The sequence below is a fragment of the Chryseobacterium sp. PMSZPI genome (genome assembly GCF_002835665.1).
Lineage (GTDB): Bacteria > Bacteroidota > Bacteroidia > Flavobacteriales > Weeksellaceae > Chryseobacterium.
This window is the reverse complement of the sequence record NZ_PIZV01000063.1, coordinates 1-23,527: the sequence shown is the minus strand read 5'-3', so window position 1 is coordinate 23,527 and position 23,527 is coordinate 1. Positions and strand designations below refer to the sequence as shown.

The window sequence follows — 23,527 nt, the reverse complement described above, 5'->3', positions numbered from 1 at the left end:
TATATCTGGACAGGTTTTACGGAGCAATGCAGATCTTCATTGATAAATATTATAAGGAGACAAAACCAATGCAGTATTCTTTTTTAAAAGCTGGATTAAAGCTTCGCCATCAAATCGAAAAAATAAAGTTGAAATAATTATGGATGAAGAGCAAAAGTTGTGGGGCTTAGAGTATTCAGATCTGTTTAATTTTAAAATGTAACGCAAAGGATTTTTATTATCCGGCGTTGTATTTTAGGAAACAAAGGCTGAATCAATACAATTGATTCTTTCTAAGCGTACACACATCTACATTGCTTCATCAGCGACTTTTGTTGCTTTCTTAGCTCCCTTATCAATAATCAATTGCATCTTGTCTTTGCGTTGAAATAAAATTTCACTATAAAGCTTAGAGGAGTAAAAAGATAATTTCAGATTAACTAATTTTTTACCTAGTCCCAAGTTTAAAATAAAAAAGCAACTCAAACTGAGTTGCTTTTGTTTTATATCTGATGATAATTTCTTATTTAGCCGGTGTAACTGGAGTTTTAGCCGGAGTAGTCGTTGTAGAAGAAGCAGGTGCTGTTTGTTTTGCAGGCGCTTCTTTCTTTATGGGTTGTTGAGCAGGAGCTGCCTGGGATGGCTTACCTGTGATAACAACGCTTAAAAGGATAAGAACGATGATAGTTCCGCCTAGAGTCCATGTTGCTTTTTCCATGAAATCATTGGTTCTCTGTACTCCAAACTGTGCAGATGATGCACCTCCGAATGTACTGGAAAGGCCTCCTCCTTTTGGATTTTGAGCCATAACAATAATTACCAATAGAATACTGGCAATCATAATAAGAACCATCAATAGTGTAAATATAGTATCCATTAATTCTGATATCTTTTTGAATGGGCAAATTTAATCTTTTTTTACTGAACAACAAAAAAAGATGCTGAGAAATATGGATCAACTGCAAAAGTTTACCAATCAGATAATGATTTTAGACTAAAAATAAGGTTGAGATAGGGCTCAATGATTATTTTATTGTTTGGAAAATGCTAAGAGCCTGTTTAAATTTTAAGAATCAATTTGCCACTTTGTAATCGAATAAGTTTCACCATAAAGATTTTTAAGACTTTTAGAATATTAAGTTTGATTTAATGGTTCAATAAATGTTTAAAAAAAGTGCTGTCTCACACGAGACAGCACTTTTTTTATTAAGTATATATTCTATTTAAAATCGGAATCTTTAGCTTCATTAAGCTTATAGGATTGTACAGCCAGATTGATATCCATTCCACCCATATTCTGAATAATTGTGAATGGTAATTTCACTCCGGAAACATCTTTGTAATCGGCAAAGCTAGTAGGAATAGAGCCCCCTTCTCCTGCTTTTATTTCACCTGTCTTTAAACCGGTTTTTACACTATAATAATAGGTGTTCTTAGGGCCTTTTACGACATAAGAATCTTCATTATTGTATTTTTCAATACCGGATAATTTGAAGTCTGTTGATTTTGCAAAAGTAAGTTCCGGGAATAACTCAGGCTCAGTCATAGCAGCTTTTTGTTTATCATTTAACTGTATTTTTTGTCCTTGTCCTTCCATATAACCGTTTTTACCATCAAAAGCGATTTTTTGAACAGTGTTTCCCATCATTTTCATTTCCATAAACATTTTTCCGCCTTTTGCCTGAATGAGTTTCATGCTCATATCCATTCCCTGAACTTTGGTAGTCGCATCAGCGGTGATGGATGTTACCTTTTGAACAGCCGCTAAACCTCCGATAGCATTAATGTATTTGTCTGCTACGGAACCAAGAGTGACATTAGCATCCACTTTTTGGGCAGTAGGTTTGTCAACAGGATTCGCTTCTTTATCAAAATATTTTACAGGATATCCTAATTTTTCTAACCCTTCAGAAATCTCTGATGCCTTACCGGCAACGAAAATTCTGCTTTGATTAGGGAAAATCGTAGCTTTTACAGCATTGGTTACGTCGGCTGCAGTTACTTTGTCAATAGACTTTAAATAATTAGTATAAAAGTCTGACGGAAGATCCTGTACCTTTTGATTTAGTGCAAATCTTGCAATGGTTTCAGGCTTTTCCAATGACATGATAAAAGAACCTTTTAATTTTGCCTTGGCATTGTCCAGTTCTTCCGGTTTTACCATAGAGATGGCATTAAGCTCATTCATGAATTCTTTTATAGCTTTATCTGTAACTTCATTTCTTACACTCGCTTCGGCTGAGAATTCAGGAGAATATTTGCTAGGAGTCATGCTGGAATATGCTCCATATGTAAATCCGTTTTTCTCTCTAAGGTTCATGAATAATCTGGCTTCACCGCCGCCACCCAGAATATAATTGGCAATAGTAGCAGGGAAGTAGTTAGGGTCTTTCATCTTAAGAGTATTCAGATTGCTTACTGATAGTACAGACTGTACTGCAGAAGGAACATCTACTACATTGATTTCTGTTTTAGCAACATTAGAAACCGGTTCTAAAGGACTAAATTTTGTGTTCGACTTTTTCCAGTTTCCAAAAGCTTTTTCAACCAATGGTTTTATCTGATCAAATTTTACATCTCCAACGATAACCAGATAAGCATTATCCGGAGCGTAATATTTGTTGTAAATATTTTGTACGTCCGTCAATTGAATCTTATTAATAGATTCTACGGTTTCAAATTCTCCTCTCGAAGTATTCTTTCCATAGGTTAGGGCATTAGATACTCTTGAAGCAATGGAAGATGCATTCTTTTCATCAGCTTTTAGTCCTTCAATTGTTCTTTCCTTTGCATTTTGAAGTTCTTCAGCAGAAAACTTTGGATTGACGATAGCGTCAGCCATTAGACTTAATACTTGCGGAAAATATTTTGAAAGTGAATTGGATGCTGCACCGTTAGAAGAGAAATTTAGATTAGCCCCCAGGAAGTCAATTTTTTTATTGAATTCATCTTTGCTTAGATTAGTTGTTCCGTTGTCGAGCAATTCTGCCATGATCTGACTTACCCCTGTAATATTTCCTTCATAATAAGGAGGTCGGTCCATAGAAAGGGTAGTGTTTACTCTAGGTAATTTATTGTTTTCAACAACCAGTACGGTAAGGCCGTTACTTAATTGAAACGTTTTTGGTTTTGCAATGTTGATGGCAGGAGTAGATCCTGGTTTTGGCATTGCGTTAAGGTCGATTTTCTGTGCAGAAAGCATTCCTGCAAATAAAAATGCCACTGCTATATAGGTGAATTTCTTTTTCATGGGTACAATTATTTTTTCTCAGGAACGTAGTTGATGATCACTCTTTGGTTAGGATTCAGATATTTTTTAGCTGCATTTTGCAGATCTTGTCTTGTGATGGATCTGTAAATGTCAATTTCTTTATTGATAAGGTCTGTATTTCCCATCAATACATGGTTGGTTGCTAAAGATGCAGCAATGCCCTGGATGCTTGAATTTTGATTAACGAATTGATTTTCAAACTGATTTTGAATTTTTTGATAATCTTCTTCTGAAATCAAAGTTGTTTGCAGTTTTTTAATCTCTCCGTCGATATCAGCCTGTAAAGTTTGTTTTGTTGTTTGCCCCATAGGAATTGCAAAGAAGGCAAAAATACTGTAATCTTCAAGCCCCTGATTGAAAGCAGCTACTTGAAGTGCTTTCTTTTCTTGATCTACTAATTTTTTATATAAAATAGATGATTTACCATTGCTTAAATAAGAAGAAAGCATGTCCAGAATATATGCGTCTTTTTCTTTATTCGCAGGTGTTCTATAAGCAAAAACATATGCCGGAAGCTGAATGTTCGGATCTGTAGCGGTAACTTCTTTTTCCTGAGTTATAGGGGTATCTTTTGGATAGTCTTTTGGATAGATTGTTCCTTTCGGAATACCACCATAATATTCCTGAATCCATTTTTTAGTTTGTTCAGGTTTGATATCTCCGGCAACTACTAAAGTCGCATTATTTGGAACATAGAATTTTTTATAAAAAGCTTGGAACTCTTCCAGTTTTGCTGCATTCAAATCTTCCATAGATCCAATAGTAGGCCAGTTGTATGGGTGATTAGTAAATAGATTTTTTTGAATAGTAGTGAAAAGGTTTCCGTAAGGTTGGTTGTCCATTCTTAATCTTTTCTCCTCTTTTACTACTTCTCTTTGAGTATCTACTCCAACTTGGTTAATCACAGCATGGCGCATTCTTTCAGCTTCCATCCAAAGACCAAGTTGCTCATTGTTGGAAGGGAAGGTCTCATAATAATAGGTTCTATCATTAGTGGTATTTGCATTGTTTACTCCTCCGTTTGCTGCAACAATCTTCATCCATGTACCCCTTTTGATATTAGGAGTTCCTTCAAATAGAAGATGTTCGAAAAAGTGTGCGAATCCCGTTCTTCCTTTTACCTCATCTTTTGCACCTACATGGTACATTACACTGGTTGTAACCACCGGAGCAGAATTATCCTGATGAAGAATTACATGGAGACCATTAGAGAGGTCATATTCTTCGAATTTAATTTGCTGAGCATTTAGTGCCATTCCAAAGAAAGCTACGGCAGCAGCAGAAAGAAGTCGCTTTTTCATAAAGTTAGAAATTGTTTATCAATTAGTAGGAAAAATGAACTAAATGTTACAGAAATAAGGGCAAAAGTTGAGGATTACAAGTCAATAGTGAATAGTGAATGGTCAATTCGCTTGTCAAGTTTTTGGACAGCAACAATTCACGATTCACTTGTGAAGCAAAATTGACTATTCACATTTCATAATTTGAATTCTCCTTTGAATACCTTAATTTTGTGTTTCCAAAAATTTTTTTGCAGCATGGACTATTTGAAAGGACTCAATGAATCACAATATGAAGCCGTTACCTCTTTACAAGGGCCTTTGATGGTACTTGCAGGTGCAGGTTCCGGCAAAACACGTGTACTTACGATGCGTATCGCCCACTTGATACATAATGGAATAGATCCTTTCAATATTCTGGCACTTACCTTTACCAATAAAGCAGCTCGTGAAATGAAAGAACGTATTGCAAAGGTTGTGGGAGACAGTAATGCAAGAAGCCTTTGGATGGGAACTTTTCACTCTGTTTTTGCAAGAATCCTGAGAATTGAAGCCCATTATCTGGGATATCCTTCCAATTTTACCATCTATGACCAACAAGATGCTTTAAATGTGATTAAAAAGGTTTTAAAAGATATGAATATTGATGCAGATCTGTATAAACCTAAAAAAGTTCAGGCCAGAATTTCTACTTATAAAAATAACCTGATCACAGTAAAAGCTTATTTTAATAATCCTGAGTTGATGGAAGCTGATGAAAAAGCGAATATGAAATTCATTGGTCAGATTTACCAACGATATGTAGATGCATGTTTTAGAAATGGTTCTATGGATTTTGATGATTTATTGTTGAAAACTAATGAATTGTTGACTCGTTTCCCTGAAGTATTGGCTAAATACCAGGATAGATTCAGATACATTATGGTGGATGAGTACCAGGATACCAACCATTCCCAGTATCTTATTGTAAAAGCTTTGGCTTCAAAATTTGAAAATATTTGTGTAGTGGGGGATGATGCACAGTCCATTTATTCCTTCCGTGGCGCTAATATTTACAATATTTTAAACTTTAAAAAAGATTATCCGGATGCTATTACGGTATCTCTGGAACAAAATTACCGCTCAACTCAGAATATTGTAAATGCAGCTAATGTTGTCATTGCAAAGAATCTACAGCAGTTTAAGAAAAATGTTTTCAGTGACAATGAAGAAGGAGATAAGATTAAAATATATCGATCTCTTTCCGATGCTGACGAAGCCAATTTCGTAGCTGGAAATATCTGGGAACTTCGTAACCGTGATCAGAGAAAATATAGCGATTTTGCTATTTTATATAGGACCAACTCGCAGACCAGAGCATTTGAAGATGCTTTGAGACGTAAAAATATTCCGTATAAAGTATATGGAGGTCTTTCTTTTTATCAAAGGAAAGAAGTAAAGGATTTAATTGGCTACCTACGACTTTTAATCAATGAAAATGATTCCGAAGCGTTGATGAGGATTATCAACTATCCGGCGAGAGGTATTGGAGAAACGACTCAGAATAAACTGATTGTTTTTGCAGATGCTCAGAATATTTCAGTTTCAAAAGTCCTGGACAACCTTCCAATGTATGCACCACAATTGGGCTTAAATAATGGGGTTTTAAACAAGCTGAACGATTTTTGGTCGATGATTAAAGCCTTTCAGGTATTGTTGAAAACAGAAACAGCCTACAGCGTAGCAATGGAAGTTGCTAAACGAAGTGGTTTGATTAAATTCTTGAAAGACGATCAAACTCCGGAAGGAATTTCCAGAGTAGAAAACGTGCAGGAATTGATGAACTCTATGCAGGGATTTATTGAAGAACAAATGCAGCTGGAAGATGGTGATGCGAGTCTTTCTAATTTTCTTGAGAATATCGCGCTTTCAGCAGATACTCAGGATAAAGATCTTGAGGATGATATGGTTTCATTGATGACCATTCACTTATCAAAAGGTCTTGAGTTCCCGGTGGTACATTTGGTTGGGCTTGAAGAAAACCTTTTCCCAAGTTTTATGAGTTCTGCAACCAGAGAAGATCTGGAAGAAGAAAGAAGGCTATTCTATGTGGCTTTAACCAGAGCCGAAAAACAAGCCTTTTTCTCTTATGCAGTATCACGTTTCCAATGGGGAAAAATTACAGATGCGGAGCCATCAAGATTTTTAAGTGAAATTGATGAGCAATATATTGAATTCCTTAATCCGGCTATGGAAAAGAGATTCATTAATAATGCAGGGGTTAAATCCAATATTTTTGATGAACATCCTTCCGAAATGAAGTCTTTCAAAAAGGTTGAAAAGAAAACAATTGATAGAGGAGATAACTCAAAACCGGCACCGGAGGTAAGAAAATTAAAACCGGTAAGTACTGCTAAAATTATCAATCCAAGCGGAGCTTCTTCCCAAGATATTGAAGTGGGAGATAAGGTAAGACACGACCGCTTTGGAATTGGTGAAGTTACTTTTCTGGACGGAACAGATCCTCAGAATATCAAAGCTAAAGTAGTATTTATGCATGAAGGTGAGAAAAATCTTATCTTAAAATATGCGAAGCTCACCAAGATTTAAAATTTGAATAATAAAATAAATATAAACGGATTCATCATTGGGTCCGTTTTTTTATTCTCACTGTAAACCATGTCAAGGTTTTAAACCTTGACATGGTTCATTCCTTCTATTTTGAATTTTTTATTAAAAATTACTTAAGTTGCTTTAAAAGCCGTAATTTTAATAAGGGATAGAAAGAAACGATAGTTATTTTTGATAAAAACAAAGTCTATTGGTTTTGTGGACTAATAAATATATTTTACATTTGCACCTTGTAAAAACATAAATGTCAATCAAATTCTAAACTATATGAGAAATAAAAAGACTTTTTTTTCCGCTTCTGTTTTATTTTTTCTGGGAGTATATACCTATGGACAGGATAGCGTAAAAGCAAATAAAGATACCATAAAGACCAATAATGTAGAAGAAGTTGTTGTATTGGGATCAAGAGCAGGAGCGAGATCAAAAACTGATAGCCCGGTTCCTGTAGACGTATTCAATATTAAAGAAACTTCAGTAATTCTTCCCCAATCAAATATTGGACAAATCCTAAATGCTGTGGCTCCATCTTTTACCTCAACCATTCAGACAAATGCTGATGGTACAGACCATTTGGATCCTGCTCAGCTTAGAGGATTGGGACCGGATCAGGTATTGGTTTTAGTGAATGGAAAAAGAAGACATACTTCAGCATTGGTGAATGTTAACGGAACTCCGGGGAGAGGAACAGTAGGAACGGACCTGAACGCAATTCCATCTTTTGCCCTGAATAGGATTGAAGTATTGAGAGACGGTGCTGCAGCACAATATGGATCTGACGCCATTGCAGGGGTAATGAATCTTGAGCTTAAAAAAGATACAGGAAAATTGGCCGGCCAGATCAGCTATGGAGGTAACTTGACTCCTGCAGCTAATGATCATACCGGAAATTTCGATGGGCAGAATATCCAGTTGGATTTAAATTATGGAAATAAAATCGGAACAAAAGGAGGCTTCTTTAATATTACATGGTCTTCGCAATTCAGAAATCCTACTTCCAGAGCCGGTGCGGAGAGTGGAACTATCTATAATGCGTATAATGCTATTGAACAACGTGCTTTGAATGATGGAGTGAACCTTTCTTCACTTTTTAATAATATTGGAAATACTCCGAATTCCCAACAGATTATTAATTATATTCATCAATATGCCCAAGGGGTAAATTATTTCTCTCCAACTTTTCAAAATCAAATTCAGGGAGCCAATACGATTGCTGCTTTGCAAGGCATTTTAGGTACCGACGTGACAGATCAGGAGCTGGCTTACAGAGGTCAGACAAGAAAAGATTTCAATATGCAGGTAGGGCAATCTAAGCTTAACAATCATCAACTTTTTATCAATGCTGAGATTCCTGTAAGTGATAATTGGAAAGTATATACTTTTGGAGGATACAGTTTAAGACACGGTACATCCGGAGGGTTTTACAGAAAGCCTAACCAGAGCAGAACTTTTACGGGTTTATATCCTAATGGATACTTACCTCAAATAGGTGCTGACATTCAGGATATCTCTCTTGCTGCAGGAATTAAAGGGAAATGGGACGGATGGAATATCGATTTTAGCAATACTTTCGGACAAAACTCATTTACTTATACCATAAAAAACACCGGAAATACTTCATTGCGATTTGCCTCACCAAGTGAGTTTGATGCCGGAGGTTTAAGGTTTACGCAAAATACAATCAATTTGGATTTTTCCAAAAAATATGATGTATGGGAAGGGTTGAACATTGCTTTTGGAGGAGAACATCGTTTTGAAAACTTTAAAATGACATCAGGAGAGCCTCTCTCTTATCAAACATATGATGTTTCAGGAAATGTATGGAATGGAAATTCACTAAGACCTACCGATTTCTTCGGATCAGCTCTTCCTGGCGGATCACAAGTATTTAGCGGATTCAGACCTGAAAATGCGGTAAATAAAAACAGACAATCCGTGGCGGTATATGCAGACGTTGAGTTTAATTTTACGAACTGGTTACTGGTAGATGCAGCAGCGAGATATGAGAATTATTCGGACTTCGGATCAACCTTCAACTATAAATTGGCTTCAAGAATTAAAGTGGCTCCTAATTTTAATGTAAGATTTGCGGGTTCAACAGGATTTAGAGCACCGTCTATTCATCAGATTTATTATAATGTGACTTCTACATTATTTACCAATAATCAGCTTTTGGAAGTAGGGACCTTTAGTAATGATTCTCAGGTAGCGGGATTGCTGGGAATACCAAAATTAAAACAGGAAACATCAAAATCCGCCAGTGTAGGATTTACCTATAAAATTCCATCAATAAGTCTGACCTTTACAGCAGACGGATATTTTACAAAAATTGATAACAGGATTATTCTTACTGACCAGTTTTTAAGAAAAGATGTTCCTGGTACAGCTCAGGAAGTATACGATCAACTGGGAGTGAATGGTGCCCAATTCTTTACCAACGCTATCGATACGGAAACTAAAGGAGTGGATGTTGTGATTTCCCATAATGCGAGATTTTCGGGAGTTAAATTGGATAATAATTTTGCAATCAATCTGAACCAGACAAAACAGGTAGGTGCTATACATTCTTCAGGGTTATTGCAATCTCCGGCACTTGAAAAAGTTTATTTTTCTGAAAAATCCAGAGTCTATTTAGAGGAAGCCGTACCTAGAGTAAAAGCAAGTCTTTCTCATACGCTTTCATGGAAAAATGCGAGTTTTTATCTTAGAAATACCTATTTCGGAAAAGTGACTGGAGCTGATATTATTGATGCTAATGGGGACGGTATTATTGGTTTCAATGAACACCAGACAATAGGGGATAAGATTATTACGGATATTTCTCTTGCCTATCAATTCACCAAAAATGTAGGATTGACGTTAGGAGTGAACAATCTATTTGATATTTATCCTACCAAAAACTTACCTGCCTCTACCAATAATGACCAGTTTATCTACTCAAGATCTACTTCGCAATTCGGACAGAATGGAAGGTATGTGTTTACAAGATTGAATTTTAATTTTTAATACTCCATATTTCAATAGAAAAGAGGTTGTCAAAAAAGTGTCATTCTGAACATAAACTGAAAGTTTACGAACGTAGTTCAGAAATAGAGTGAAGAATCTCAAATAAATGATAATCAATGAGATTCTTCCTGTGTCAGAAATCGAAGATTCGACGTAGTCAATGACAAAAGCCAAAATTATTTGACTTTTTAGATAGCCTCTTTTTTTATTATTGATTTTCTTAAGTAACCTAAATTCGGGATAAGAACTTTCTATTTTAATCAGGATGGAAGCTGGGAGCCTGAAGAAGGAAGTTATTCAGGTTATAAAGAACAGTTTTTTCCGTATTTTCATCTTTTTTAAACAGTGATATCATTAAATTTATGGTAATCATCTATAGATGATGAGACTGGCCGTAACTTCCGGCCTCCCTCTTCCAGCTTCCAATAACCTAAATTTTAATTTTCCTTAACCCCAACTCAAGTAGATTACTTTTTCTGCGAAACAATGAAATCAACCATTTGATCAGTCATCTGGTCGAGCTCATTTTTATCAGTAGTAGAAAAACCATGAACTCCTTTATCAATCACAATTAAAGAAGTTTGGACTTTTGCTCTTTTCAGTCTTCGATATAATTTTTTAGATTGGCTCAAAGGTACTATCTTATCTTTATTTCCCTGAACAATTAAGGTAGGAACACCATTGTCGGTATAGGTTGCTGGGGAAATGGTTTTTAAATAATCTATTGCGCTTTGTTGATCCTTTTTAATATCATACCCTGAAAGTCCCTTTACCAGACCTTGTTGTAAATGAACGATTTTTTTTGAAATTGTTCCAATCATGAAAACAGGAATTGTTCCTAATCCGGTATGAAAAAGCTTGTTAAGATCAACAGGGCCATAATGATCAATTACATAATTTACTTTTGCCGAATAAGGAGAAAGATCAGGATTTCCTATAAAAGTATTATCTGGAGTATAAGCTGCCATTAGAGATAAATGAGCTCCTGCTGAGGCACCAAAAATTCCAATGTTATTTGTATCAAAATTATATTTTTCAGCATTCTTTCTTACCCATCTTATGGCATCTTTGGTATCTTCCAATGGAAGAGGGAAGTGTGTGCTATCATTTACAAGGGTATAATTGATGCTGATGACAGCGTATTGTTTTGCCATCAGTTTTACAATGGTCATTTCCAAATAGTCATCTGAGTGTACTGTTTTGTTTCCTTCTATCCATCCGCCCCCGTGAACGTAAATTAAAACCGGAAGTTTTTCCGCAGATGTATTTTTAGGCATATAAAGATCCAATGCTAAAGGATTTCCCTTTTTACCGGTTTTGTATACCACATCTTCGGTTACAGTTGCGATTTCAGGGAGCAGAGTACTTTTTATAGGTGGAGTCTTGGTAGGATTCTGTGAAAATGATTGTGAATAAAATAAATTGGAAACGCTTAAAATTAAAATAAAAAACAGGTTCGTAAAAAACCTGTAGTTTGATATGTTGTTTGTGGATGATTCCATAATAAATTTTTTAAAAGCTGTGTTACTTTACTAATTCCTCAAAAAGCTTACCAAAAGTAACATTCAGATCTTTGGATTTTCCGGGATGAGGTCTGGAGGTCTGCACTACAGCACTTCTTACAGCTGTTAGCCAACGAAAACGCTCAGGAATGTCCAGTTGGGCAATCGGTCCCCCGTCTTTTTCGCCATTCGCGATTTTTTGAAAACTTTCAAGGTTCTGGATAATATCTTCATAATCCAGTTTGCTATGCATTAGTTGAAATTTGTCCGGACATAAATAAAACTCCACTCTGATAAATTTTTCTTTTTTAGAAAACATTACGAGTCCAATATTGAAAAACTCTTCTCTTTCAACTTTTGGCACTAAGCGTATTACCGCATATTCATATATTTTATCCTCTTGCATTTTTAGCTTCGTTTACAAAGATTTGGGAATTTTCTAATCGGGTTTTCATAAACTGAAAATAGATCTCGCGAATTTCTTCAGGAGTCTCATCAGCATCATTCCAGTGTAACCAGTCTTCAGGAATTAAATTGACTATTTCCCTGAAAAGCTGATCATTCAATACACTTTGAGCAAACTGATCTGCTTCATCCAACATTTTAGCTTTTGGAAGAAGGACATGGTCTTTTACATATTTAAAAGGGGTTTTTGCTGCAGCATCAAAATTTTGCCATGAATGATGAAAATAAAAAGAGGCACCATTATCAATGATCCAAAGCTCTTTATGCCACATCAACATATTAGTGTTTTTAAACGTACGGTCGATATTGGTAATAAAGGCATCCAACCACACTATTTTTGAAGCCAGAAGAGGGTCGACGCTTACTCCGGGATCATAGGTGATTGATCCTGAAAGATAATGTAATCCAAGATTTAAGCCTTCGGAAAATTTCAATAGATCCTGGATTTCTTCATCAGCTTCCGTTCTTCCAAAATCGGCATCAAGGTTTACAAAAACCAGTTCAGGAATTTTTAGTCCCAAAGCTTCAGCAATTTTGCCACCTAAAAGTTCAGAGATCAGCATTTTTACTCCATGGCCTGCACCACGGAACTTTAATACATATTTGAAATCATCATCAGCTTCTGCCAAAGCAGGAAGTGAACCTCCCTCTCTTAACGGCAGAATGTAACGCATCACGGTTACAGTTCTTAAATTCTGCATACAACAAAATTAAGGTTATTTTTTGATAGTTTTTTTCATAAATTTCGATTTCAATTAATTGCATTTATTTTATGAACTTGATTATTAAAAAGGATATCCATTTGGAAAACCCCGAGACAAGAAGTTTTCTTGCCGACGCTTACTATATTGATACTAAAGAAAAGCAGCCATTGATAATTTTTGTTCATGGATATAAAGGATATAAGGATTGGGGAGCTTGGAGCTTAATGGCAGAAAAATGGGCGAAAGCAGGTTTCTTTTTTGTGAAATTTAATTTTTCTCATAACGGTACCACTGTAGATGAACCCCATAATTTTGCAGACCTGGAAGCTTTTGGAAAGAATAACTACTCTAAAGAACTTTCTGATCTTGGTGTGGTGATCGATCATTTTACTAAAGACTCTCATGTGGATGATCAGAGGATTGTCCTGATAGGTCATAGTAGAGGAGGAGGGCTTTCTATTATTAAAGCCTATGAAGATGAAAGAATTAATGGATTGATTACCTTGGCAAGTGTAGATACACTAGATCGCTTTCCTAAAGGTGAAGCTTTTGAAAATTGGAAAGAAAAAGGGGTATACTATGCTCTGAATGGCAGAACTAAGCAGCAAATGCCACATTATTACCAATTTTATGAAGATTATGAACACAATATTCATCGTTTCGATGTTGAGCGGGCTGCTGAAATGGCCAAAGTTCACATGTTGATTATTCACGGAACAGAGGATGAAGCAGTAGACGCAAAACAAGCTGAGCACCTTCATATCCTTCATCCCAATTCTGAATTGTTTCTTGTTGAAAATGCTAATCATACCTTTGGGGGCAGAGAACCCTGGACAGAAACAACATTACCTCAAGATCTGAATACAGTGACAGAAAAATCTATTGATTTTATTCTTGACAAGATGAAATAAGAAAAATATTTTTAAAATAAAGCGATTTAAAATACGTTATAATACTTAATCACCATATCAATTAATTATGAAAAAACTTATTGTTGGCGCATTGGCGCTTTCGTTGTCGGTAACGGTTGTATCTTGTAAAAAAGAAACAAAAACGGAAACTCCCGCGGGTACGGATTCTTTGAATACAGCTATGCCTAAAGATTCTACAACAGTGTCGAAAGTAGATTCAACATCAACAACTACACCTTCTAAATCTCCAATTGCAGATAATGTTATTACGAAGAATGTAGGTAAATATCCGCACGAGATCAAGTTGTTTGAAGATAAAGGAATTGCGGACAGATTGAAAAAATTGGTAGGGAACCAATATGATGAAATGATAAAAAATTTCAACGTAGAGAGCCCTATTGTATCAGAAGATGGAATTTACAAATTACATGGATGTAAGCAACATGATTGCCCAGGTTATTCCACATCGATTTATTTTGATTCTAAAAATGATAATCTGAATGTTTCTATTGATAAGAATGAAAAGATTACTGATTTTGCAGAAAAAGGTAAGATTAGTGTCTCAGAATCGCTAAAATCCAAATAAAAGGGAAACGGGAAGAGATGTTCTTAAAGCTGAAGAGTCATAGTCTTATTCATTTTCTACAGAATAAGAGCAATAGATGAATTGCAGACCAGTGTCTGGTCTTCAATCTCCTGCATAATGAAAATAAAAAGAGCTTGAAATTTCAGGCTCTTTTTATTATTACTTTATTGTCAATAGTATCCAGGCTTCTTCAATTTTACTATCCAACAACAATTTTTGAGCATTCTGATGTATATTCTCGTCTGAATGAAACTCTCCTGAGGGCAAAACTTCAACATTAGCGAGCATTCCCAGATCATTACCTGTAAAGATGGTACTATATTTAATAGCATCAGGTAATAGATCAAAACCGATTCCTTTTGTTACCAAAGGTTTGGGAACTTCAAAAAGACTGTTTTCATTACTTCTTGAGTACCAGTTACTGCCTAAACGAGCTACCATATCCAGTTTTTGCTGATCTAGATTTCCGACCTCATTCAGGTATTCTTCTCTGATGTGAATTTTCTGAACTTCACAGATCACAAGATTCCCGGCACCTCCCTGATCTCCTAAAGATTTTACCTCTAAAACCTTACATTCAAAGTTAACGGGACATTCTTCAATCAGTTTTGGTTTCACCAGATCAGCATCTTTCATCGTTAAACCGGACTTGATAAATTCGTTGACTCCGGTTTCGTACTCCGTAGAAGCTAAAGAAATCTGTTGTACAATGGGAAAATTCACGGTTCCAATGACAACCTCCGGAACTTCCAGAACATTTTCCAATGTATGTTTTGTCGTATTATCACGGACTCTTCTCGAAGGTGAAAAAATCAAAATCGGAGGAACCGTACTGAACATATTGAAAAAACTGAACGGAGATAAATTATTATTACCGTCTTCATCCACCGTAGAAGCCAATGCAATAGGACGCGGTGAAATGGCCGTTTGCATGATTGTTTGTAGTTGTACGGAAGTTATTTCGGATGGGATTACTGTTTTCATATTTTTGATTGTAACACTAAAGTTTTTTTAGTTTTTTCTGATTTTGCATATAGAAGAACACTTAAGTTTGAAAATCTACGATTTTCATTCTTTTGGAAGTTCTTTAAATATCTTGGAGGCAAACGATTCACAGCCTTCATGATAAAGGTTTGTGACATTGAAATTAACTAAGATTGAACGAGGTGTTTTTAGTAAATTCATATAGTTTATAGTTTGGGCTTTATGAATCTGATGAATTTCGGTAACCGATTTTAATTCTAAAACAATTAATTCCTCAATTAAAAAATCACATTTTACTTTACAGTTTATATGATTTCCTTTATATAAGAACGGGATTTCAAGTTCACTTCGATATTGTAATCCTAGAAGATCAAATTCTTTTTCTAAGCATTGATGATAAACCTCTTCATATAAACCAGGACCTGCTAGTTTATGTACTTCTATACAAGCCCCAATGATTTTGTAAGACAAGTCATTAATTAACTTTTGAGTAATCATAATGCAAGAATATGAAAATCGTAGATTTTCAATACTAAAGTGAACTTAATTTTACCATTATCATGTAACTTAAAAAACTTAAGTGTTTAAATAATTATTAAAGTGTTGGAATGATTTTACCGGAAACCTCACCGAAACCTACTCTTATGCCATCCTTTTCAGCCCAGGCTTTCATGGTAACAGTATCATTGTCTTCAATGAATTTTCTTTCTGTTCCGTCGCTTAACGATAAAGGATTTTGCCCTCTCCAGGTTAGCTCAAGCATAGAACCAAAAGATTTTGGATCACTTCCTGAAATAGTACCGCTTGCATACATATCACCAACCTCTACGTTACATCCGTTTACAGTGTGATGAGCCAGCTGCTGTGTCATGTTCCAGTACATGTGTTTGTAGTTGCTTTCGCAGATTAGGTTTTGTTCTCCGTTTTCAGGTTGGATATATACTTCAAGATTGATATCGTAATTTTTATCTCCTTCAAATTTTAAGTAATCTAATACTTCAGGATCTTGTATAGGAGAAGTCGTTCTGAATGGCTCTAATGCTTCAAGAGTAACTACCCAAGGAGAAATGGATGAACCGAAGTTCTTTGCAAGGAAAGGTCCCAGTGGAACATATTCCCATGATTGAATATCTCTTGCAGACCAATCGTTGAACACAACCATTCCGAAGATTGCATTTTCAGCATCTTTAGTAGAAATGCTTTCTCCCATCTCAGTATTTTTGTTGATGATGAAGGCCATTTCCAGTTCAAAATCCAATTGCTTACATGGTCCGAAAACAGGTTTATCTGCATCGGCAGGCTTCATTTGTCCTTTTGGACGATTGATTTCAGTTCCTGAAACAACGATAGAAGAAGCTCTACCATGGTAACCTACAGGTAAATGTTTCCAGTTGGGTAAAAGGGCATTGGCCGGATCACGGAACATTTTTCCTACATTGGTAGCGTGTTCAATGCTGCTATAGAAATCCGTATAATTTGGAATGTGAACAGGCATCATCATTTTTACTTTATCCAAATCATAGAATGCTTCTTCAATAGTCTTCTGATCCTTTGATAAAGTTGATCCTTCCTGTAATAGTGTTTGGATTTTTGTACGAACAGCATTTGTAACAGGTTTTCCAAGTTCGATAAATTCGTTGATGGTATATGCCTCAAACACATTGTCGTCTAACCCTTCAATGTCTTCAAAATAACCAAGGTCATACAAAGTGGCAAGGTCAATAACCTGATCACCGATTCTTGTACAGCACCCGATATATTCTTTATTAAAAACTGCGACTCCGAAAGGGATGTTATATATAGAAAAATCCGAATTTGAGGAATAGTCTACAAATGATTTCATAAGTTTAAATTTAAGTTAGATTAAAATATCATCCGGAGAAGTTCAGCTCCTCAGGATATTTATTTTGCCTTTTTAGTTTTGGAATAGGATTCTTCATCAATCCATCGATCTCTGGTATTGACATCAATAAGATAGAGGATATCATCCTGTTTAGTCAATAATAATGTTTTAGTGACAGGGATTGGGATTTTTTTACCTTCAAGCATATCGGCTCGTAGAGAAATAATATTCTTTTTTCTGACAATATCACCGGTGAATACATTGGAAGTACTTTCACCTGTAGCCTTATCATCAAAGACTTCTACATAAGTAGAGTTATTTCCTTTGATAACGATAAAATCTCTTTCTGTATGATCTGCTTCATCCTTGATAAAAACAAATTTTTTGTTATCAACATTTACATTTTCAAGATGTTGATTAATGCCTTGTCTTTCTTCAAGCCTTTTAAGAATCGCATTCAGAGATCCATATTGGGCTTTTAAGCCTAATGTTCCAAAGAATAAAATTCCAATTAAAAATTTTCTCATATGCTGTGTTTTATAAAAAAGTTTTGCCAAGACTTTGCATCCTGACAAAACTTACTATTTTTTATTGTAAAATTAAAGATTACCTCTTCTTTCTTGTTCTCTTTCCAATGCTTCGAACAATGCTTTGAAATTCCCTGCACCGAAACTCTGTGCGCCATGTCTCTCAATAATTTCGAAGAATAGAGTAGGACGGTCTTCTACAGGCTTAGTGAAAATCTGTAATAGATATCCTTCCTCATCATGATCAATAAGTATACCTAACTCTTGAAGTTTTTTTAGATCTTCATCGATATGGCCAACTCTTTCAGGAACCATGTCGTAATAAGCTTCCGGCGGAGCAGAAAGGAACTCTACACCACGTTTTTTTAATTCAGTTACAGTGTGGATGATATCTTTGGTAGCGACAGCGATGTGTTGTACTCCCTCTCCTTCGTAGAAATCTAAATATTCTTCTACCTGAGATTTCTTTTTACCCTCTGCCGGCTCATTGATGGGGAATTTTGCATATCCGTTTCCGTTTGACATTACTTTAGACATCAATGCAGAATATTCTGTGTTGATTTGCTTGTCATCAAAAGAAAGGATATTCACAAATCCCATCACTTTTTCGTACCATTCTACAGTAGGAATCATTCTGTTCCAATCTACGTTACCTACACAGTGGTCTACATACAATAAACCGGCTTCTTCAGGTTGGTAGTTGCTTTCCCACTTTTCGTATCCCGGCATGAAAGCTCCGTTATAATTTTTTCTTTCAACAAACATGTGAACGGTTTCTCCATAAGTGTAGATCCCGGACATTCTTACTTCACCATGCTCATCGTTTAAAGTTATTGGCTCTAAATAAGGTTTTCCTCCTCTTTTGGTTGTTTCTTCAAAGGCTTTATAAGCGTCATCTACCCAAAGTGCCAAGATCTTTACTCCGTCACCATGTTTTTTTACATGCTCACTGATAGGAGAATCAGATTTAAGTCCTGTTGTTAATACCAATCTGATTTTTCCTTGTTGAAGCACATAAGATGCACGGTCTCTTACTCCTGTTTCAGGACCGGCATAGGCTACAGACTGAAAACCGAAAGCGGTTTTATAATAATGGGCAGCCTGTTTTGCATTTCCTACATAAAACTCAATATAATCTGTACCGTTGATCGGTAAAAAATTCTCTGCTTGAGCAATTTTTTCGGCAAATGTAAGTGTTGACATATTTTCTCTTTTACTTTTATTTTATTGGTATGCAAATTACAAAAAACTTGGACATGGCGAAAATATAATGGGGGAATCCTTGAAGATATTTAACATAAAGTTAAAGAAAAGTACACTTAAGTATATTTAAGTTTCTTATGTTTAAAATTGGCAGCTTACCTTTGCGTTCACAAAAGACAAGTGAAAAAAATATTTCGAACATGAAAGCCGCAGGGATTCCCTGCGGCTTTCTTATTTTTTAGAAGGTTTCTATTTTTCGGTTTAAGCTTCCGGCATCCGGATTATAATTGTCCCAGATTTTCCAGGCATTATCTATTTTGCGGATAAAATAGATTTGAGTACTCAATTGATTGACAAAATGTTCTTGCTCTGTTTCTCCGACTTTGAATAAAAGATTCCAAAACTCCTGAGATTCCAGTATCTTTTTTTCCGGCTCATCTGTGACGATACGAATGTCAAAAACTTCATAATTGGAACGATTGTTTTTGGTAACCAGATGAAAGTCCTTGTCACAAAGCTCTTTACTAAATTGTGAAATTCTTTCTAAAAACGGAGAATCATCGAACACCAGATCTGTAAAAAGTTCAGTGTTATGATTCGGAAACTGTTTACAGAATTCAAAAGCCGTTGTACAGTAGTCATATACCATTTGCGTTATAAGAGATTGTTCATCAGTTTCTGGAGAATTCTTTTTTTGATCTCTTACAGAAAGGATATAAGCGTTAAGGTCTCTGTAACCCAGGAAAATACAAATTTTATCCAGGGTCTTTAAAAATCTTAGATCGCTATGAGTTTTGTCCTGATAATCATTTTCAAAAAAACGTTGTAGAGTAACATGCGAAATGGTATTTCCAATTTCAAACTTTTTTCCGCCTTTTAATTCCTCTGCTTCAGATAGTTCTTCTTTAATAATTTCGGAAAGAATAATATAATGGCTTCTTTTCCATTCATTCACATTCCCCAAAACAGAATTCTTTACTTTGGAATGCTTTACAACTTCCTCTCTTATCGAATTATATATAGTCTTCAATTTCCTCGTTTTACAAAGAGTTTTATCAAAAATACTGCCAAAATGTTAAAGCTTTTTTATGAATTATCTGCCTTAATTAAAAATATGTTTTCAAGTTTCAGATAAAAAACAGGTTTTATCAACTTTAATGGTTGATTATCAGTGTTTAAATCTTTCAAAAGCTGCTCTTTCCAACATTTCTCTGTCATCAGGATGAGCAATACTGATGAGCTCTTGTGCCCTCTGGCGAAGATTTTTGCCATATAAATAGGCGGTTCCATATTCTGTAACTACATAGTGGATATGTCCTCTTGTAGTAACGACTCCGGCACCTTGTTTAAGATAAGGAACAATTCTGGAGATCCCCTTTTTAGTTCTGGAGGTAATAGCAATAATTGGTTTTCCGCCTTCACTCAATGCAGCACCTCTCATGAAATCCATTTGGCCACCGATGCCGCTGTATTGTAGTGTTCCGATGGAATCTGCACAGACTTGCCCGGTCAGGTCAATTTCAATGGCGGAATTAATGGCTACCAGTTTCTTATTTTTCATGATGTTAATAGGAAAATTAACTTCGCTTACATCTCTGAAGGCAAAAACGGTATTGTCATCTACATAATCATATAATTTTCTGGTTCCGAAGCAGAAACTTGTGATGGTCTTATTATCATTATAACCCTTGTATTTATTATTGATAACATCATCCTGAATGAGATCAATAACTCCGTCACTCAACATTTCTGTGTGAATACCGAGATCTTTGTGGTTGTGTAAACATTTTAATACGGCATCAGGAATAGTTCCGATTCCCATTTGAAGGGTAGAACGGTCTTCAATAAGTTCTGCTACATTTTTACCTACAAGCATTTCTTCCGGCCCGACCTTTGAGCTGTAATCTACTGTGTGAAGCTCTTCTTCATGCCAAACCAGTTTGTGGATTCTGCTGATATGGATCATACCATCTCCATGAGTTCTGGGCATTCTTGGATTAACAACGGCGACAATAATTTTTGCCGTATCTACTGCAGCTCTTGCAATGTCTACCGAAGTTCCTAATGTACAAAAGCCGTGTTTGTCCGGTGGAGAAACCGTTACCAGTGCTACATCTAGTGGAAGTATATTCTTTCTGAATAAAATAGGAATTTCACTTAAAAATACAGGAACAAAATCTCCTCGGTCTGAGTTGACGGCATCACGAACCGGTGTAGATACAAATAAAGAATTGATAAAGAACTTGTCTTTGTACTCCGGTTTTGCGATTTCTATATTTCCTTGTTGGGTAATAGAAACCATTTCTACTTTTTCCAGTCGGTGAGACTGTCTTGCCAGTTCATCAATCAGGTAGTTTGGAGTACATGCGCTGCCGTGAAAGAAAACACGGTTTCCGCTTTTAATCGTATATATAGCCTCTTCTGCGCTGATGTAATTATGCATATTTTATCTTTTTATTATAAGATTTCTGACTAATTTTTATTTCATAAATGCCTAACCTCTCTCAAAGATACTTTTAATATCTCTATTTATTTCAAATATTACAGAGGATATTAAAAGACTTTTATCATGCTAATGAATTACATAAATTTAATAAAAAATAAAGGATCAAATGCATAACATCTGATCCTTTTATAGATTTTTTAAGCTAATAAAATTTCTTAATTGAAAATTTATGCTTCTACTTTCTGTTTCATACTTCCGGTTTCGGCAAAGCGTAAATGCCAGCTGAAAGATTCTTCCAATAAGTGTGGAGTATGTCCGCCTCTTTGGCAAGCTCTGTCAAAATAGGATTGCAGTTCTGCTTTATAATCAGGATGTACACAGTTATCAATGATTTTCTGAGCTCTTTCTCTTGGGGCTAACCCTCTCAAATCTGCTAATCCGACATCTGTTACCAAAATATCGACATCATGTTCTGTATGGTCTGTATGAGAAACCATAGGGAGAACATGGGAAATATTATTCCCTTTTGATGCGGCCTGAGTAACGAAAATACTTAGGTAGGCATTTCTTGCAAAGTCCCCGGAACCTCCGATTCCGTTCATAATTTTGGTTCCCCCGATATGAGTGGAATTTACATTTCCATAGATATCAAATTCAATGGCTGTATTGATCGCTATTACTCCTAGTCTTCTGATCAGACCCGGCGTATTGGAAATATTCTGAGGTCTTAAAACGAACTTATCTTTATATTTTGAAAGGTTTCCTAAAACTCTCTCATAGCAATCTTTAGAAACAGTGATAGAAGAGGCAGAGGCAAAACTTAATTTACCGGAATCTATCAGATCAAAGGTGCTGTCCTGAAGAACCTCGGAAAACATGGTTAAGTCATAGAAATTACTGTCTTTAAATCCTGTAAGTACAGCATTAGCCACTTTTCCGATTCCTGCCTGAAGAGGAAGTAATCTGTCTGTAAGACGACCTAACTGAACTTCATTTTCAAAGAAGGTAAGAAGGTGTTTTGCGATGGCTGTTGTTTTCTCATCCGGTTCTGCAATATCGGCAGGGCTGTCTTTAAGGTTGGTGAAAACAATGGCTTCGATTTTATTGGGATCTACAGGGATGCTTTTTCTTCCGATTTTATTCCATGGAGCTACAATAGGAATAACATTTCTATAGGGATAGTCCTCAGCCTGATAAATATCGTGGATACCATAGACTTCTTCCGGAACTTCCGTATTGATCTCGATGATTACTTTTTTTGCCAAAGCTGCAAATGTCACGGAATTTCCGACAGAAGTAGTAGGGACGATACTTCCGTCTCTTTCAATATAAGCGGCTTCAATCACTGCTACGTCGATGCTTTGTAAATTTTTGGTGTGTAGAAGTTCTGCACTTTCACTTAAATGCTGATCTATGAATAGAATTTCACCATTATTGATTTTATTTCTTAAAATAGGGTCAACCTGAAAGGGCATCCTTTTCCTGATTACATCAGCTTCTGCTAATTTTCCATCGGTACCGTGTCCCAGTGAGGCGCCGGTCATTAACGTGACTTTAAGGTTTTCTGCTTTTCCTCTTTCTGCCAGTGCAGGTAAAATAGCTTTGCTGTCTCCTGCTTTTGTAAAGCCGCTGGACCCAATGGTCATCCCGTCTTTAATCATTTTAACAGCATTTTCTGCCGTTGTTACTTTTTGGTGTAGACTTTCTAATCTGATTCTTTCTAACATGTAATCTTGATTTTTATTAAACCACCATTACTTAGGATGCGTTATGAAAAATAATGATGGTTGTAGATGTTAACCATACCTTACAAATTTACGAAAAAAGACGTTTTAAATAAAGGATTTAAAACGTCTTTTGTATGTATTCAGTAATAGTTTTGTGCCAAACTATGTAAGCCCTTTAGTATTAAATAAATCTATCCTATTTTTTAACCACTTTAGTTCACTTAAGTAAGTTCAAAAAATGCTGGATATAAGTACACATTAGAAAAAAATCTTCGATTTTCAAAAAACTTAAGTGTTCTTTTTTAAGAAGCATTATTTACTTTATGAAACTTAAGTGTTTACATCTTTTGTGACTTTTGTGGTTGAAACTAATCAGTTAAGAATATTTTGTTATAAGGACATCTTATTCCAGCCATGAAGTTTTGTAGGACGGATCTTCCACTTTTAAAGCTTCTTCCGTAATTTTTAACGGTCGGAAAGGGTCTA

At 35.6% G+C, this 23,527-nt stretch carries 18 protein-coding genes; 4 read left to right on the top strand and 14 right to left on the bottom strand.

What is annotated here, in order from left to right:
* Positions 1 to 502: 502 nt before the first annotated feature.
* From secG to CW752_RS12860, 3 genes are all read right to left on the bottom strand, one after another.
* Positions 503 to 856, bottom strand: coding sequence for a preprotein translocase subunit SecG (secG, locus tag CW752_RS12870; RefSeq protein WP_101240119.1), 354 nt, complete (start codon positions 854 to 856; stop codon positions 503 to 505).
* Positions 857 to 1,198: 342 nt separating this feature from the next.
* Complete coding sequence (locus tag CW752_RS12865) at positions 1,199 to 3,229, bottom strand: M16 family metallopeptidase (RefSeq protein WP_101240118.1); 2,031 nt, start codon at positions 3,227 to 3,229, stop codon at positions 1,199 to 1,201.
* An 8-nt stretch (positions 3,230 to 3,237) separates the two neighbouring features.
* Positions 3,238 to 4,551, bottom strand: coding sequence for a M16 family metallopeptidase (locus CW752_RS12860; RefSeq protein WP_101240117.1), 1,314 nt, complete (start codon positions 4,549 to 4,551; stop codon positions 3,238 to 3,240).
* 237 nt (positions 4,552 to 4,788) lie between these two features.
* Here CW752_RS12860 and CW752_RS12855 point away from each other — a divergent pair, with 237 nt between their 5' ends.
* A complete protein-coding gene (locus CW752_RS12855; protein ID WP_101240116.1) occupies positions 4,789 to 7,119 on the top strand; it encodes an ATP-dependent helicase in 2,331 nt (776 codons plus the stop codon).
* A gap of 288 nt (positions 7,120 to 7,407) precedes the next feature.
* Positions 7,408 to 10,143: a TonB-dependent receptor plug domain-containing protein gene (locus CW752_RS12850; RefSeq protein WP_101240115.1), complete on the top strand. Its 2,736-nt coding sequence runs from the start codon at positions 7,408 to 7,410 to the stop codon at positions 10,141 to 10,143.
* Between the two features lie 467 nt (positions 10,144 to 10,610).
* Here the strand turns inward: CW752_RS12850 and CW752_RS12845 are convergent, their stop codons facing one another.
* From CW752_RS12845 to CW752_RS12835, 3 genes are read right to left on the bottom strand one after another with little or no spacing between them, the layout of a single operon-like run.
* A complete protein-coding gene (locus CW752_RS12845; protein WP_101240114.1) occupies positions 10,611 to 11,645 on the bottom strand; it encodes an alpha/beta hydrolase in 1,035 nt (344 codons plus the stop codon).
* A gap of 22 nt (positions 11,646 to 11,667) precedes the next feature.
* Entirely contained in the window at positions 11,668 to 12,051 is a 384-nt protein-coding gene (locus tag CW752_RS12840; RefSeq protein ID WP_101240113.1) for a DUF3037 domain-containing protein, read from the bottom strand.
* Positions 12,038 to 12,811 (bottom strand): HipA family kinase, encoded by a 774-nt coding sequence (locus tag CW752_RS12835; protein WP_101240112.1) that lies wholly within the window; start codon positions 12,809 to 12,811, stop codon positions 12,038 to 12,040. The genes CW752_RS12840 and CW752_RS12835 overlap by 14 nt, the downstream gene beginning before the upstream one ends.
* A gap of 101 nt (positions 12,812 to 12,912) precedes the next feature.
* Here CW752_RS12835 and CW752_RS12830 point away from each other — a divergent pair, with 101 nt between their 5' ends.
* Positions 12,913 to 13,725 (top strand): alpha/beta hydrolase family protein, encoded by an 813-nt coding sequence (locus CW752_RS12830; protein ID WP_228401755.1) that lies wholly within the window; start codon positions 12,913 to 12,915, stop codon positions 13,723 to 13,725.
* 67 nt (positions 13,726 to 13,792) lie between these two features.
* Positions 13,793 to 14,311, top strand: a complete 519-nt coding sequence (locus CW752_RS12825) for a hypothetical protein (protein ID WP_101240110.1) — start codon at positions 13,793 to 13,795, stop codon at positions 14,309 to 14,311.
* Positions 14,312 to 14,470: 159 nt separating this feature from the next.
* Here the strand turns inward: CW752_RS12825 and CW752_RS12820 are convergent, their stop codons facing one another.
* From CW752_RS12820 to CW752_RS12785, 8 genes are all read right to left on the bottom strand, one after another.
* Positions 14,471 to 15,295, bottom strand: a complete 825-nt coding sequence (locus tag CW752_RS12820; protein WP_101240109.1) for a flavin reductase family protein — start codon at positions 15,293 to 15,295, stop codon at positions 14,471 to 14,473.
* An 84-nt stretch (positions 15,296 to 15,379) separates the two neighbouring features.
* On the bottom strand, positions 15,380 to 15,793 hold the full coding sequence (locus tag CW752_RS12815) for a GxxExxY protein (protein ID WP_101240108.1): 414 nt from the start codon (positions 15,791 to 15,793) through the stop codon (positions 15,380 to 15,382).
* Between the two features lie 97 nt (positions 15,794 to 15,890).
* Positions 15,891 to 17,138, bottom strand: coding sequence for a fumarylacetoacetase (gene fahA, locus CW752_RS12810; protein WP_101240107.1), 1,248 nt, complete (start codon positions 17,136 to 17,138; stop codon positions 15,891 to 15,893).
* Positions 17,139 to 17,197: 59 nt separating this feature from the next.
* Positions 17,198 to 17,665, bottom strand: coding sequence for a hypothetical protein (locus tag CW752_RS12805; RefSeq protein WP_101240120.1), 468 nt, complete (start codon positions 17,663 to 17,665; stop codon positions 17,198 to 17,200).
* A gap of 72 nt (positions 17,666 to 17,737) precedes the next feature.
* Positions 17,738 to 18,868, bottom strand: coding sequence for a 4-hydroxyphenylpyruvate dioxygenase (gene hppD / locus CW752_RS12800; RefSeq protein WP_101240106.1), 1,131 nt, complete (start codon positions 18,866 to 18,868; stop codon positions 17,738 to 17,740).
* A gap of 238 nt (positions 18,869 to 19,106) precedes the next feature.
* Positions 19,107 to 19,898 carry a hypothetical protein gene (locus CW752_RS12795; RefSeq protein ID WP_101240105.1) on the bottom strand — a complete coding sequence of 264 codons (792 nt, stop codon included), beginning with the start codon at positions 19,896 to 19,898 and terminating at the stop codon, positions 19,107 to 19,109.
* Between the two features lie 138 nt (positions 19,899 to 20,036).
* Positions 20,037 to 21,311, bottom strand: coding sequence for an acetyl-CoA hydrolase/transferase family protein (locus tag CW752_RS12790; protein WP_101240104.1), 1,275 nt, complete (start codon positions 21,309 to 21,311; stop codon positions 20,037 to 20,039).
* A gap of 230 nt (positions 21,312 to 21,541) precedes the next feature.
* Positions 21,542 to 23,041, bottom strand: a complete 1,500-nt coding sequence (locus tag CW752_RS12785; protein ID WP_101240103.1) for a succinate CoA transferase — start codon at positions 23,039 to 23,041, stop codon at positions 21,542 to 21,544.
* Positions 23,042 to 23,527: the final 486 nt, after the last annotated feature.